The sequence below is a fragment of the Acinetobacter gyllenbergii genome, from assembly GCF_001682515.1.
GTDB classification, from domain to species: domain Bacteria; phylum Pseudomonadota; class Gammaproteobacteria; order Pseudomonadales; family Moraxellaceae; genus Acinetobacter; species Acinetobacter gyllenbergii.
The window spans coordinates 87,701-101,998 of sequence record NZ_KV575263.1; the positions used below are offsets into that span (position 1 = coordinate 87,701).

Genomic DNA, 14,298 nt, shown 5'->3' on the forward strand with positions numbered 1-14,298 from the left:
CATAACATTCTCAATTGTGTTGAAGATGAGGGTTCAGTTTCTTTTTGTTGATCAACATTGTACGAGGATTTCACCTGCGCGTTGCAGTGTTTGATCGGTTTTGGCAAAGCAGAAGCGAATCAAGCGTAATGATTCAGGTGCCTGCTGATAAAATACCGAAATTGGAATGGCCACAATTTTATGTTGCTCCGCAAGGAATTGGCACATTTCGATATCATTAAGATCAGGGCGAATAGCACTGTAATCCAGATTTTGGAAATAGGTGCCTTGAGATGGGATGAAGTCGAAACGTGAATCTTGAATTTGGGCATTGAACAAGTCACGTTTCGCCTGATAAAAACTTGGCAATTCTTGAATATGCTCTGGGTGTTGCTGCATATAGTTGGCCAGTGCAATCTGGCATGGGGTGGTGCCACAGAAATTGGCAAATTGATAAATCTGGCGGAACAGGCGCATGAGTTGTGGCGCAGCAACACAATAGCCAGTTTTCCAGCCTGTGACATGATAGGTTTTACCGAAAGAACCAATCACAAAACTGCGTTCACGTAATTCAGGGAATTGCAGTGCGCTATGGTGTTTTTGCCCATCAAAAATCAGGTGTTCATAGACTTCATCGGAGAGCACCACGATATTTTTATCTTGAATCAGCTCAATTAACTGTCGCCAATCCTGTTCTGACCAAATTGCCCCTGTTGGATTGTGTGGGGTGTTGACAATGATCATGCGGGTGTTGGCATTGATACTGTCTTTGACCTTTTGCCAATTCACCTGAAAGCTGGGTGCATCTAAATGGATATGTATTGATTTTCCACCTGCCAACTGAACCGCAGGGGCATAGCTGTCATAACTTGGGTCGAAAATAATCACTTCGTCACCGGCATGGATACAGGCTTGAATGGCACAGAAAATCGCAATGGTTGCACCTGGGGTAATGGTGATTTCAGTGACAGGATCGAGTTGCAGTTGATCGCGTGCTAAGAATTGTGTCGCCAGTTGTTGTCTTAAGGCCAGTACCCCGTCACCCGCAGGGTATTGGTTATAGCCTGAAAGTGTCGCTTGGCTCAGTGCTTCGAGCAGGGCTGGTGGCGCAGGGAAATCGGGGAAGCCTTGGGATAAGTTCAGGGCATTGAGTCGTTGTGCGAGTTCAGTCATGACACTAAAAATGGTAACGCCTTGGCTTGGGAGTTTTGACTGAAGTTGCAACATCGGATGTCCTTTTTAATCTCTAATTTCTTTTTTACGATGACTCTGCACAGCCTCGTATGCTGTGAGAAATTATATGTAATTTGCATGGGCATGTTTTACTTTTCAAGGATGAAAAGTAACAAAAATCCTTTGTAGTGCTGACGGCCCATCCTTGAGGCCGCAGCACTACGGGCGGCATCCATGCCGCCGTCACGATAGCTAATCCTGATTTAAATTTAGCTAGAGGATTTTAGGATTTGATTTATTTACAAAACATTTTCAACAATGGCACGAATCACGCCGAGTGCTAAACCAATAAAGGCACCAACGATCACACCATTAACACGGATCATATGCAAATCACCGCCAACTTCACTTTCAATTTTGGCGATCATTTCACGAGAATCCCATTCATGTATACGCTCACTGATGTAACGAATGATCTTGTCGCTATATTGCTCACTGAAATTGGTGGCCAAGCCGATCATCTTTTCATTCAGTACCTGACGCACTTTTTCATTCTGGATCAGACTTTCACCGAGTTGCTGTATCGCCGCCTGTAAATTGGTGGCAATGCCTGAATCTTCCTGCATTAAATCAGTTTTAATCGCATCACATAAAATCGCCACAGCGCCACTGATAAAGTTCAGCACTTGTTGGCTATCGAGCAGCGCATCTTTGCCACGATTTAGACGCTGGCTGGCTTCACTATCAGGTTTTGCCAGTTCCAGCATCAGGTTATGCGTGGTGGCTTCAATATCCTGACGCCAAGGATGGTCGGGATTGGCCAGCATCGATTCAACTTTTTCAATCAGAGAATCAATGGTACGCTGCTGTACATCAATGCCGATCCAGCTTGCACCTTTGGCTAACTTCCAAACGCCTAATTCTTGGAATAATTTACGTGATAAATCACGTGCTTCTTCAGGATGAGACACCATCCATTCATGCGCCAGATCGAGACCGCGCTGCAACACATCTTGATGAAAATCATTTTCCAGTACGGCACGCAGCATTTCACTGGCCAATTTATTGACCTTGGTACTTCTGACCCATTGCACACTATTATTTTGAACAAAATGTGCAATTTGATCTTGGCTGACAAACTCAAAGATTCTCGGCACCGTGTGCTGAATCATTTGCACCACGTGCTGGTTGTTCTTTGGATTAGCCAGCCATTGACCCACAGCCAAACTGATATCGGCATTTTGTAGGCTACGTTCGACGATCTGTGGAGAAAGGAAATTTTCCTGTACAAAGCGCCCCATTGACTCGGCAATACGGGCCTTATTGCGCGGGATAATCTCGGTATGATCTCGCAACAGTTTGGGTAAGGGCATTCTGCCGAAAGGATTACGGAATAACACCGTCACTGCATACCAATCGGCTAAGCCACCGACCACACCGGCTTCTGCACCAAGCATGAAAATATGGATGAGCCATTTATATTCAGGCAGAAAATGCGCCGCGACCATTAAAGCGACCCATGACACCACTGCAATAATCAGGGCCATGGTGGCGAAGTATTTACTTCGTTGTAAGCTTGGGACGTGGATTTCTTCGACTGAACTCATTGAGTCACCCTTTTAATTTCATTTCTTGTTTTGAGGTGGTGCAGGGGGCTGCAACACCTCTCCTGTTGGACTCAAGCCATATTTAGGCCCCAAGGATTGCAAAATCAGCTGTGCATCAAAGGCATCTGGTGATTGCTGCTGTGTCTTAAAGCACTCGATAGTATACGACACTTGAATCGGATCAATATTGACCACTTGTGGGGTATCGTAGAAGGGATCCGGCCAAAAGGCTGGATGGCGACGATAATAACCATATGGATAATAAGATGGTGTCGGATAAATTACCGCCTGACGAGGTGTTTTATGACGGGCATTACTTGGATCATCCACCACACTAAAATAACGGAAACCATTTTTGACCGTGGTTTGCGCTGCTTTGAGCAAGGTAATTTCCTCAGCCGTACCATAACTCAAATTATTATCCGCTTGGAAACCAACGCGGTAAGTTTTGTTATTTAACGGATAAGCGGTGAATTGACCCAGTTGGTCAAAGGTTCTGGGTTTGGAGGGAACCGTTGCACATCCTGCAAATGTCAGTGCGACAAGGAGCGGGGTGCATATTAATAAAGCTTTCATATGCCATTCCTGTGTACAGTGTCGAGGGAGATCGACTTAAAAACTACTATTCGGTTGAGTTAAAAATTCCAGTTCTTCCGCACTTGAGTGACGGCCTAAAATTGCATTGCGATGCGGATAACGTCCAAAACGATCAATGATTACTTTATGCTTTTTCTCAAAGTTTAAATTAATTTCATTGCCTAAGCGTTGAAACAATTTTAGGGCAAATTCATGTATGAGCTTGGATTCGCTATGCATAAACGGCATATAGAGAAAGGAGCGTTGCTCAGGACTGAGTTGTGCATCCAGCTGCAAGCTAATTGCTTCTTGTGACAGGGTCAGTGCCAAGCTGTCGTAGGCAAAGGCCTGTGCCTGATCTCGATATAAATTTCGTGAGAACTGATCGAGGACAATAATCTCAGCCAAACGGCCTTCAGGCGTTTGACGCCAAGACCACAGCTCCGCCTGAGCGGCCTGATGATGAATCTCTGCAAAGGACGTACGAATTTTTGCATCAAAATCATCACTTTTGGCAAACCAAAGTGAACGATGCTCGGGGTCAAACCAAAAATTAAGAATGTCTTGCGCTTGCATGGTCGAGTATCCATTGGAAGATTTATTTTTCAATAAAATCACAATTTTTGCGTGTCTTATGTAACAAGATTGTGATAAAAATTGCCAAACTAAATCAGATGACTAGATTGTAATTGTCGTTATAATTGGCTGAGTCGAAGGGATTGGCATGTTGAACATGTCTGTAGCATCGACGACGTCGTTACCATGTATGTGGTCGGCTGATCTTGAATAAGCGAGCATAGAATATGAATCAACCCAGCCTTACTTCCTCTGTGATACCAACTTGGGTAGATGCCTCGCTATTAAAGGGGATGTTACGTGGGATTGAGCGTGAAAGCCTACGCATGCAAAGCAATGGATTTTTATCACAACAAAATCACCCCATTGCGTTAGGTTCGGCACTGACACATCCACATATCACCACTGATTATTCAGAAGCGTTGATGGAGTTTATCACCACGCCACAAAGTACCATTGCGGCAGCCTTAACTGAGTTAAGTGATATCCATAGTGTGGTGCACCAGCAGCTCGAAGAGGGTGAAAAACTTTGGCCTTTGTCGATGCCTTGCATGCTGGATGATAACGAAGAAAATATTAAACTGGCGCAATATGGCAGTTCCAATATTGGTCGCTTTAAAACCCTGTATCGCCGCGGTTTAGGGGTGCGTTATGGTCGCCGTATGCAGACCATTTCAGGGGTACACTATAATTTATCCTTTCCAGAACAACTGTTTGCGGTTTTGCAGCAGCATGAAAGCAACCCACAATTAAAACAGCTCAGTCTGCAAGATTATCGTAGCCATCGTTATTTTGGTTTGATCCGTAATTTTATTCGTCTGATTCCTTTGGTGATGTATATGTTGGGCGCAAGTCCATCAGTGTGTCGTTGCTTCCTGACCGGTCGTCAGCACCATTTACAACCCTTAGTGAAGGGTACGCTCTATTTACCTGAAGCAACCGCTTTACGAATGGGGCGTTTGGGCTATCAAAACTCAGCACAAAAAGAGCTTGGCATTCATTATAACGACTTGCATGATTATCTGGATGGCTTACAAAAAGCCGTGCATACCCCCTATCCAGAGTTTACGGCACTGGGCCTCAACGATGAGCAGGGTGAGGCGATTCAGATCAATGATCATGTATTACAGATTGAAAATGAATACTACAGTCTGGTGCGCCCTAAACAGGTACCACAAGCGGGTGAAACGCCTTCACAAGCCTTAAAAAATCGTGGTGTCGGCTATGTCGAATTACGTGCAGTGGATGTGAATCCGTATAGCGCGATTGGGATTGATGAAATTTCGGCAGGCTTCCTTGAAAGTTTAGCTTTGTACTGCTTACTCAAAGACAGTCCAGATCTATTTGCTGAAGAACAAGAACAGATTGATCGTAACCAAACGGAAGTGGTGAATCGTGGTCGTGCGGCAGATGCCAAGATCGAAGAGGGAGATCGTTCGATCTCGTTAAAAGATTGGGCGCAAAGCCATTTAAATGCGATTCAAGCCTGTGCCAAGCTACTAGATCAAATGGATGGCACCCAGCTGTATCAAGATGCGATCCAAGTGATGCAGCAACGCCTAGACCATGTCGAAAATACCCCTTCGGCGCACGTGATTGCAGACACCTTGCAGCATGGCGGTACATGGAATTTTGGGAGTGTCATGGCACAGCAACATGTTGATCATTATGACCAGCATCCACTCAGTGAAGAACGCAAACACTATTTTGAACAATTGGCGCAAACATCGTTGCAAAAACAGGCGCAACTTGAACAAGATAACGACATGAGTTTTGAACAATATCTTGCACAATATCGCTAATATTTTAGAGGATTTCCCATGCGTTGGAATTACCGCCTAGTCAGCGCTGTTTTGGTACTGACCAGCATCATTGGTATCTCATTTGCGTTGTATTTAGAACATGTGCAAGGTTTGGATCCTTGTCCACTCTGTATTTTCCAACGCCTTGGCTTAATTGGAATGGGTATAATTGCGCTTGTGGCATTTATTCATAATCCAGTTTCAAGCGGATTTAAACGTTTTTATGCCTTCTTAGCGACCTTATCGATTGGTTGGTCGGTTGGTGTTGCGGCACGTCATGTTTGGCTGCAAAGTTTACCGCCTGATCAGGTGCCAAGCTGTGGACCTGGCTTAAACTATCTGGTGGATGCCTTGCCAATGAAAACCGTACTGCAAGAAGTGCTTTCGGGTTCAGGTGAATGCGCCGCAATAGATTGGACTTTCCTCGGTCAATCTCTACCTGTTTGGTCTCTGGCTTATTTCAGTTTGATTTTGTTGATCTGCTTATGGCAATTATTTAGAAACTATAGCGTTACACAAAAATAAGCGAATCGTTGTTCTAAATGATTTTAAAACCCGAAATATGAATGCCTATTTCGGGTTTTATTTTCTCAATAACTAAACAATATGTGCCATTTTGTTGTTTAAAGACTATTTTTATGGACAGATCATTCTGTTTTTTGTAAAGTTCAGCCGATTCCCCGTACGATCTGATTATAAAAAATGCTTTTTAATATATTTAATGTATTAGAAAAAATAGGGCTAAATGCACAGAAACGTGCCATCCACGTACAATTTTCTAATAAACTGCTGAATAATCAAGTTTTTTTACAACGCATACAAGGCCAGCATCAACTCAATGTGGGTTTGGAAGCTGAACTCATCTGCCTGTCGACCAATGCCCAGATTCCCCTCAAACAGTTTATTGGGGTTCAGGTTGCGGTTGATCAGGTCACCGATTCAGGGCAACTGTTTCGCACCACGGGGATTGTGACTGAGGCCAGTTATGGGCAAAGTGATGGCGCATTAACCCTGTAAAGCTGACCTTAAAAAACGATGTGACCCATTTCTCAAATTTTTATCTATGATAGTACTTATAAAAAGGGTGTTAAATTGGATAGAGTGGGAAGAGGGCGGTAAATTAGTAAAAGTAGAGTGCCGTGATGATTAACCTAAAAATAAACGCTTTGTTTTTTGCCATAGTAGCGAACATCATATTTTTATCACAGACATATGCGAGTGATAATTTTATAATCTTAACAGGTCATATACTAAATAAAAAAATCATAGATGAAGAAAATAAAGCACATTCCTATGATGTTGTTTTACTGGCAACTGCTAAAGATTTTTATTTGAAAGAAGAGGGTGAAGATTATAAAAAGATAAAAGAAATTCAGTTGAATTATTTAGATGTGAAATATAATATTGAATATCACAAACCCGCACAAATAACGTGTAAAGGTCTGTATTCAGCTGATTCTATGTTTCATTATACCAATTTAATTTTTGTGGTTGACAAGGTGAATTATATGAAACGATAACTTTATTCTTATATAGTTATAAATTTTTAGGTGATTCTATTTAAGTTTTAATAACTAAGCCTTGAATTGATGAGTTAAAATGAACTGTAGTGGACATAGTAAGAATGAAAAAAACTTCTATTAGCTTAAATGTATTTGTAATTTTATCAATTTTAGGATATTCAACTAAAATATTTGCAGCAAAGGATATTAGTGAAATTGATGTAAAAGGCTGTTCTATTGATTATGATGAGGTTGATTTTTGTACCAGTGAGAAATTAAGAAACTATAGTAATATTTTAAAAAGTAAAAAATCAAATTTTGATAAAAATAAATTTTTAATAAATTTTAAAGAAAGAAATGATTTATATTTAGCAGTCATAGATTTGGAAAGTAAAAAAGTTTATACATTTCCAGCATCATTGAGTGTAGTGTCAAATATTAAACCTATAGAATTTTCATCGGATAAAAATTTATTTTGCCTAAATGGAGATTTTAATCAGTATCGAAACTCATATGCCGCTGTGAGAACTTGCTATATATATAATAATGGAAGTTTTGATTTTAAATCCAGAGTTGATTTGGGGAGGCAGGTGCAAAAACAGGAAAATCTTAGTTTTAAATTTTTGGTAAATAAAATAAAGCTTCCAATTTCTTCGGATTATTTTTCTAAATGTGCTGAGAAAAATTCAATTAAAAAATGTGAACAACTTGAAAAGACTAATAATCGTGCATATTCCTTATCTGAATTAAAAAAAGTATCACCAAGTTTAGTAGACTTGTTAAATGACTCAAAAGTAAATTCATTAAATGCAAATACATTTAGATTTCTACCAGAATTTAAAGACAGCTTCTACTCTATTGCTGAAAAATATATAGATACAGAGGAAGAGTCCAGCTCTGAATTTTATTTAATAAAAATAAAACCTATACTAAGTGTAGAGAAAATGGGTGATTATTAATCAATTGATAGCTCAGGAGTAATAAGTTATAAGGATAAAAATGGAAAATTATTAAAGAGAAATTTAAAACAAGAGTAATTTTATTTTGTATTGGTATAACCTAATAGTTTTGAGGTGTTTTTTTTATATTTTTTAATAAATTTTAAAATCATTAATAGGAAGTATGAAATGAGTTTTTTGAAAGCAGTAATGATATTTACTATTGGTTTAGTTCTTTCAAGTTCTTGTTTTTCTAAAGAAAATAATCAATATTTTGATGTTGATACAATTACACGAGACAATGTTGCTAAGTGTAAGTTTGAGCAAGGATATATTGATTTTTGCTCAGATAACTTTTTAAAAATTTATAATAATGCATTAAGCAAAAAAGTAAATTTTTCTCAAAATAAAATTGCTTTAGTAATTGAAAAAGAAAGAGATGCAGGAAAGGGGGTACCTAGGAAAGTCAAATATTTTGTTGTATTGGATCCTGCAACGAAGAATGTATATCCATTAGAGCAGTCTGTAGGTTATTTTGTTGATGATAGATTCGAAGAGATTGCATCAGAGCCCTCTATCGTTAAGTTTAGTCAAGTTAGCAATCAAGTTTGTTTGTCAGGTACAACGTTTTCCTATCAAGATAATAATATAAATGTTGAGAATGAATGTTATATATTTAATTTAAAAGATAGAAGTTTTTTAAAAAAGTGAGATAGAGTTAAGTGAAATGATGGAAAAAACTCTAGATAGCATAACTCAATTACTATTTTAATTTTACAGAATCTTTCTGAATCTAATTTTAAGTTTTTTGAGGCTAAGCCAATTTTTCTTTAATCTATTATGATAAAACTGTTCTATTCTGGAGGAAAAAATGAAATTTAATCTTTTGCTCAAAGGATTGTTAATTACTGTTAGTTTAAGTTTTGCGACAGCGTCGACACATTCTGCAGAAAACGTTTCTTTGAATCCGAAAGCAATAGTTTTACAATCTTACAGAATGGATGTTAATCGTGATGGTGTTATTGATTTAATTGAAATTTTAGGAAAAAAAGATCAGTTGACATCTATACGTATTTTGAGTGGCATAGATAAATCACTAATGTATGAGAACAGTCAAATTTTTAATAATTCTTATAATGGATGCATTTATAGCTCATTTGATAATATTGCTGTTAGCAAAAATAACTTTACCTTGGAATATCGCACTTGTGCAGATCGTTCTGAAGTCGGACATAGGTATTCAACCTTTAAAACAGAAAAGAATAAGGAACCTGTTTTAATTCAAGATGATTATTTACTTTATCCTAAAGCTGAAACACCTGATGATTACATACCGAAGCAGGTAAATTGCTTAACCAAGAAAAAGATTAAATTCAGTGAATATTATGGTCGTTGTGGTTAATTTTAAAGGAATTTATTATGACTTCATCCTATAGAAAATATACCTACATTCTAGGCTTGGTTAGTCTAAGTCTCTTGGCTTGTTCCTGTAGCAATGCTCCAGAAATAAAACATGAAATTTCCGATCAAAGCCAAATAAAAAAGGCCTCATCAATTCCTGAAAAACTAGAAAATAATGGCTTCCTGATCACTTCACTTCCTTATAACTCAAATGCACATCTTAACTGTATTTTATCGGCACAAAGAATGAACTGTGGCTCAATCAATTTGATTGATAGCAGTCGTCTGATTAAAGTTTATAACTTTATTAACCCAAGCTATGGAGATTCCGTTGTTTTCCCTGAAACAAGCACGGGTATTTTATTAATTACATCTCCTTCTTCAAGTGAAGCTGGAAATCCAGAAATAAATCTGACAACAGTGAACAAGTTTGGCTTGGTTAAAAGCATTACCTTAGATGCATCTCAAAATATTGTTATTAATCAGAAGTATGAAATTTTATATAAAGAAGATGGAAAAGATCTAAAACTAAAATTAAATGACCAAGGTGAATTTGTGAAGTAAAGCTATTCCTAACCAGATTGAGCCTATTACAGCTTTTGATCGGAAAAGCTCAGCTAGAACCTAACTGAGCTTTTATGGTTTAGGTCTCAACAATGCCTTCTAAATCATCAAAGGTATAGTTCTGAGGGACATTGATCATATGGGTTTGCACACCTGCCTCAACTTTTTCACCCGCATCAGGATATAACCAACGCGTAATTTGCTCAGCGACACTGGAGTGATATTGAATTTCAAAGTGATTCAGTCCATAGAAAACCGCTTTATGCGTATCAGGTAATTTCAGTTGGAAACGTGGATTTTGGTGTTCACCCAAAGCACTTTTAACACTGACCAGATAATCCCCAATCACAGACAACGCTTTATTCCGTAACTTCTCAAACTCTAATGTTCCTGCAATCAAGAAGGTATTGATATGGGATGGTAGCGGAGCGGGTTTACGATTGTCATCGGCAAAGCCAATGCGGGCATCATTATGCTCCCAGTCATCATCACGAACACTGCCATAACGCAGATCGAGTATGCCGTTACTACGCACATTTACTAACTGACCAAGCAAGTTGATAAACGGGAAGCCACCGAGTTTGTCCTGCAAGACAAAACCAAAGCGTTCGAGCACTGCACCATGGTGAGGCGAACCGATACAGACCAAATTCTCGACCATATGCACCCATTGATACAGATTCTGTTTGCCATAAAACAGGGCACTACGTGAAACCAAGCCGCCCATACTGTGGCCTATCAGGTCAATACTGGTGATACGTGGATTACGCTGCACCAAATCCTCTAGGGTATTGGCAAAACTACGGCCATTGGCGGAAATTCGACGCCCAGTATTGTAGTTGAGATACAACATGGTGTTGTTATCACGTTGTGCAAGTAAGCGTTCACCAATCCCGCCATAACGATGATTAGACCAAGTCAAATGGTTCATACACAAACCATGTGCAAGAATCACCACACGTCCAGTTAACTCGCCTTGCTGTAAAGAACCATAGTGATCATAAAGCACCATCGGCAAAGCCATTGGATTGTGCTGCTTTAAAAAGAAATCACCAAAAATTCCATTCAGTGCACCTACTAAAAAATGCAGGGTTGGGGTTAAGGGCTTGTCATGTAAGACTGGAAATTTTTCAATAATGCGACGTAAATTAGGCGCTAGAAAATGACTGCCATATTTTTGCAGTGCCACATAAGAGAACTGATAAAATTTTTGCAGTTGTGGGTGTTTTTGTAATTGTTTGGCTTTTTGTGCACTTAAACCGAGCGTTGTCCTTAATACTTCGGTTTGTACCACTTGAATCAGTTCGTGTACGCCACTGAGACTGGTACTGACCAGCTGTGCCAAACCCTCCAAAACATCTGCCTGACTTGGGGGGGTACGATCCCACTTACAATAGGTTTCATGCAGAGGCGTTAAACTTGGCATATTAATTTCCCCATCCTTGATATATACCGAAGGTTTGAAGTGATTTTTCTGAATATTATTTAGATAAACTACAACAAACTCTTACATCTTATGTCTTTCAAACGTAATTTTTTTAGAATACTGATGAACGGAGTACAGTATCGTTTTTTGTGTCAGACAATATCGAGCTTAAATGTAATTTATATTGTTATTTGATTAACAATTAATCAAAATAATGTGATTTATTTCACTTTATGTCAAGCCATTGCCTATTTTGGTGCGTATGCAAATTATCTATCTACATGGTTTTCGCAGTAGTCCGATGTCGATAAAAGGGCAACAACTGCAACAATATTGTGCACAGTACGAGACGATACAGGTGCATTTACCTGATTTAAATCAATCACCCAATCGAGTACTGCAACAGCTGTCACAGCTTATCGAAAATTTACCAAACGATAAAGTGGTTTTAGTTGGAAGCAGTCTGGGCGGCTTTTATGCGACATACCTTGTCGCAAAATATGGTTATCCTGCTGTACTGATTAATCCAGCTATGCAACCATGGCAGTTATTCGAAGATTTATTCGGGATTGAGCAAATCCCGCTCAAAGTCACTGCATCATGGACACTTGATGCTGATCAATTGCAGCAATTACAATCGATTGCTGACACGAAACTCGTTCATGCTGATAAAATTCTGGTGCTATTGCAACAAGGCGATGAAGTCTTGGATTATCAGCAAGCTCAACGTTATTATAGTGCAGTTCATCCATCATCATTGATTTTAACCGACGCTAATGGTAATCATGCAATGGATGATTTTGAAGAAAAATTACCTTTAATTCTCGAATTTTTATCGGCAGCGATCCAATAAGGAAGTCAGACCAAGTGACACAATACACGGCCCAATCCCTTGAAGTTCTTTCTGGTTTAGATCCTGTTCGTCGTCGACCAGGCATGTATACCGATACCTCACGTCCAAACCATTTGGCGCAAGAGGTGATTGATAATGCAGTCGATGAAGCACTTGCAGGACATGCCAATCAAATTTGTGTCACGGTCTATGAAGATGGCTCATTGTCGGTTGAAGATAATGGACGCGGTATGCCAGTCGATATCCATCCAGAATATGGGCAAAGTGGTATCGAGATTATTCTGACCAAACTGCATGCTGGCGGTAAATTTAGCACCGATAATTATCAGTTCTCGGGTGGTTTGCACGGGGTTGGGATTTCGGTGGTCAATGCCTTATCGACCCGTGTTGAAGTGGCAGTGCAGCGTCAAGGTAATTTGTATCAAATGGCCTTTGAACAAGGTGAACCCGTTGCCCCTTTGTCGGTTTTAGAAGGTAAGGTCGCTAAGCGTGCGACAGGCACAACAGTACGGTTCTGGCCAGAAACTAAATATTTTGATAGTCCCAAATTTGCCTTGAAGGCATTGAAGCATAATTTAAAAGCCAAGGCGGTTTTAGCTGCGGGCTTAAAAATCATTTATGACGATAAAATCAATAACGAAAAGATCGAATGGCAGTTTGAAAATGGTCTGGTCGACTATTTAATGGATAAACTGCAAGATCGGGACATCTTGCCAGATCCCGCATTTGTCAGTAGTGGACAAGCAGACCGCGCAGCCTGTGAATTTGCGATTTGTTGGAATGTGGAAGGCGGCGAGCAGATTCAGGAAAGCTATGTCAACTTGATTCCCACCGCGCAAGGCGGGACCCATGTCAATGGCCTGCGTTCAGGTGTGACGGAGGCTTTACGTGAGTTTTGTGAATTACGCAATTTGTTGCCGCGTAATATGAAGCTGTCTGCGGAAGATGTTTGGGATGGGGTAAACTTTATTCTATCGCTGAAATTCCAAGAGCCTCAATTTTCAGGCCAAACCAAAGAACGTTTATCCAGTCGCGAAGCCTCTAATATTGTACTGAACATCGCCAAAGATGCGTTTGCTTTATGGTTGAATCAACATGCGGAGATTGCGACACAACTGGCTGAAATGGCGATTGCCAAAGCAGGGCGTCGTCTCAAAGCGGCGAAAAAAGTTGAACGTAAAAAGATTGTAGCGGGCCCAGCCTTACCAGGTAAATTGGCCGATTGTGTTGGTTTAACCCGTGAAGACAGTGAGTTGTTTATTGTCGAAGGGGATTCTGCAGGCGGCAGTGCCAAACAGGCACGCGACAAGAATTTCCAAGCGATTATGCCGATCCGCGGAAAAATCCTGAATACGTGGGAAGTCTCTTCGGACGAGGTCTTAGCCTCTCAAGAAGTGCATGATATTGCTATCGCCATTGGCGTTGATCCGGGCAGTGATGATCTGTCTGAATTACGTTATGGCAAGATCTGTATCCTTGCCGATGCGGACTCAGATGGTCTGCATATCGCCACTTTATTATGCGCTTTATTCGTCAAACATTTCCCGACTTTGGTTGAGGAAGGTCATCTGTTCGTAGCAATGCCACCACTCTATCGTATCGATATTGGTAAAGAGGTGTACTATGCCTTGGATGATGACGAGCTCGAGAGCATCCTGAAAAAAGTCAAAGGTAATAAGAATCCACAGATCACCCGATTCAAAGGTCTGGGCGAGATGAATGCCAGTCAGTTACGTGAAACGACTATGGACCCGAACACCCGTCGTTTAGTGCAGTTGGATTTGGATGATGCACATTTAACCGCAGGTTTATTGGATAAATTGCTGGCGAAAAAGCGTTCAGCTGACCGTAAGCACTGGTTAGAACAAAAGGGTAATTTGGCGGATATTACTGTTTAAGCG

13 protein-coding genes and 2 pseudogenes are annotated in these 14,298 nt (G+C 40.1%); 10 read left to right on the forward strand and 5 right to left on the reverse strand.

Annotation, left to right across the window (positions count from 1 at the left end; genetic code table 11):
• Positions 1 to 51: 51 nt before the first annotated feature.
• The 4 genes from NG55_RS09520 to NG55_RS09535 form a co-directional block, all read right to left on the reverse strand.
• Entirely contained in the window at positions 52 to 1,206 is a 1,155-nt protein-coding gene (locus NG55_RS09520; protein ID WP_065343117.1) for a pyridoxal phosphate-dependent aminotransferase, read from the reverse strand.
• Positions 1,207 to 1,451: 245 nt separating this feature from the next.
• Positions 1,452 to 2,759 carry a DUF445 domain-containing protein gene (locus NG55_RS09525; RefSeq protein WP_065343118.1) on the reverse strand — a complete coding sequence of 436 codons (1,308 nt, stop codon included), beginning with the start codon at positions 2,757 to 2,759 and terminating at the stop codon, positions 1,452 to 1,454.
• 18 nt (positions 2,760 to 2,777) lie between these two features.
• Positions 2,778 to 3,335: a CC0125/CC1285 family lipoprotein gene (locus NG55_RS09530; protein WP_016542268.1), complete on the reverse strand. Its 558-nt coding sequence runs from the start codon at positions 3,333 to 3,335 to the stop codon at positions 2,778 to 2,780.
• A gap of 36 nt (positions 3,336 to 3,371) precedes the next feature.
• On the reverse strand, positions 3,372 to 3,911 hold the full coding sequence (locus tag NG55_RS09535; protein ID WP_023271104.1) for a DUF924 family protein: 540 nt from the start codon (positions 3,909 to 3,911) through the stop codon (positions 3,372 to 3,374).
• A 227-nt stretch (positions 3,912 to 4,138) separates the two neighbouring features.
• On the opposite strand from NG55_RS09535, the gene gshA reads away from it, so the two are divergent.
• The 8 genes and pseudogenes from gshA (at position 4,139) to NG55_RS09575 (ending at position 10,118) form a co-directional block, all read left to right on the forward strand.
• On the forward strand, positions 4,139 to 5,713 hold the full coding sequence (gshA, locus tag NG55_RS09540) for a glutamate--cysteine ligase (RefSeq protein ID WP_065343119.1): 1,575 nt from the start codon (positions 4,139 to 4,141) through the stop codon (positions 5,711 to 5,713).
• Between the two features lie 18 nt (positions 5,714 to 5,731).
• Complete coding sequence (locus tag NG55_RS09545; RefSeq protein ID WP_016542271.1) at positions 5,732 to 6,238, forward strand: disulfide bond formation protein B; 507 nt, start codon at positions 5,732 to 5,734, stop codon at positions 6,236 to 6,238.
• 177 nt (positions 6,239 to 6,415) lie between these two features.
• Positions 6,416 to 6,727, forward strand: a pseudogene (locus NG55_RS09550) (contractile injection system protein, VgrG/Pvc8 family); the annotation flags it as partial.
• 128 nt (positions 6,728 to 6,855) lie between these two features.
• A complete protein-coding gene (locus NG55_RS09555; protein WP_065343121.1) occupies positions 6,856 to 7,233 on the forward strand; it encodes a hypothetical protein in 378 nt (125 codons plus the stop codon).
• Positions 7,234 to 7,337: 104 nt separating this feature from the next.
• Positions 7,338 to 8,252: pseudogene (locus NG55_RS09560) on the forward strand (hypothetical protein).
• 90 nt (positions 8,253 to 8,342) lie between these two features.
• Entirely contained in the window at positions 8,343 to 8,864 is a 522-nt protein-coding gene (locus NG55_RS09565; RefSeq protein ID WP_065343122.1) for a hypothetical protein, read from the forward strand.
• A gap of 160 nt (positions 8,865 to 9,024) precedes the next feature.
• Positions 9,025 to 9,555 carry a hypothetical protein gene (locus tag NG55_RS09570; protein WP_065343123.1) on the forward strand — a complete coding sequence of 177 codons (531 nt, stop codon included), beginning with the start codon at positions 9,025 to 9,027 and terminating at the stop codon, positions 9,553 to 9,555.
• Positions 9,556 to 9,572: 17 nt separating this feature from the next.
• Positions 9,573 to 10,118 (forward strand): hypothetical protein, encoded by a 546-nt coding sequence (locus tag NG55_RS09575; RefSeq protein WP_065343124.1) that lies wholly within the window; start codon positions 9,573 to 9,575, stop codon positions 10,116 to 10,118.
• A gap of 79 nt (positions 10,119 to 10,197) precedes the next feature.
• Here the strand turns inward: NG55_RS09575 and NG55_RS09580 are convergent, their stop codons facing one another.
• Positions 10,198 to 11,544 (reverse strand): PGAP1-like alpha/beta domain-containing protein, encoded by a 1,347-nt coding sequence (locus NG55_RS09580; protein WP_016542280.1) that lies wholly within the window; start codon positions 11,542 to 11,544, stop codon positions 10,198 to 10,200.
• Positions 11,545 to 11,806: 262 nt separating this feature from the next.
• Here NG55_RS09580 and NG55_RS09585 point away from each other — a divergent pair, with 262 nt between their 5' ends.
• Positions 11,807 to 12,397, forward strand: a complete 591-nt coding sequence (locus tag NG55_RS09585) for a YqiA/YcfP family alpha/beta fold hydrolase (RefSeq protein ID WP_016542281.1) — start codon at positions 11,807 to 11,809, stop codon at positions 12,395 to 12,397.
• Positions 12,398 to 12,411: 14 nt separating this feature from the next.
• Positions 12,412 to 14,295 (forward strand): DNA topoisomerase IV subunit B, encoded by a 1,884-nt coding sequence (gene parE / locus NG55_RS09590; RefSeq protein ID WP_065343125.1) that lies wholly within the window; start codon positions 12,412 to 12,414, stop codon positions 14,293 to 14,295.
• Positions 14,296 to 14,298: the final 3 nt, after the last annotated feature.

Coding starts and splice junctions, on each gene's coding strand:
- NG55_RS09575 (WP_065343124.1), top strand. CDS start 9,573: ATGACTTCATCCTATAGAAAATATACCTACATTCTAGGCTTGGTTAGT.
- NG55_RS09530 (WP_016542268.1), bottom strand. CDS start 3,335: ATGAAAGCTTTATTAATATGCACCCCGCTCCTTGTCGCACTGACATTT.
- NG55_RS09570 (WP_065343123.1), top strand. CDS start 9,025: ATGAAATTTAATCTTTTGCTCAAAGGATTGTTAATTACTGTTAGTTTA.
- NG55_RS09545 (WP_016542271.1), top strand. CDS start 5,732: ATGCGTTGGAATTACCGCCTAGTCAGCGCTGTTTTGGTACTGACCAGC.
- NG55_RS09535 (WP_023271104.1), bottom strand. CDS start 3,911: ATGCAAGCGCAAGACATTCTTAATTTTTGGTTTGACCCCGAGCATCGT.
- NG55_RS09565 (WP_065343122.1), top strand. CDS start 8,343: ATGAGTTTTTTGAAAGCAGTAATGATATTTACTATTGGTTTAGTTCTT.
- gshA (WP_065343119.1), top strand. CDS start 4,139: ATGAATCAACCCAGCCTTACTTCCTCTGTGATACCAACTTGGGTAGAT.
- NG55_RS09555 (WP_065343121.1), top strand. CDS start 6,856: ATGATTAACCTAAAAATAAACGCTTTGTTTTTTGCCATAGTAGCGAAC.
- NG55_RS09585 (WP_016542281.1), top strand. CDS start 11,807: ATGCAAATTATCTATCTACATGGTTTTCGCAGTAGTCCGATGTCGATA.
- NG55_RS09580 (WP_016542280.1), bottom strand. CDS start 11,544: ATGCCAAGTTTAACGCCTCTGCATGAAACCTATTGTAAGTGGGATCGT.
- NG55_RS09525 (WP_065343118.1), bottom strand. CDS start 2,759: ATGAGTTCAGTCGAAGAAATCCACGTCCCAAGCTTACAACGAAGTAAA.
- NG55_RS09520 (WP_065343117.1), bottom strand. CDS start 1,206: ATGTTGCAACTTCAGTCAAAACTCCCAAGCCAAGGCGTTACCATTTTT.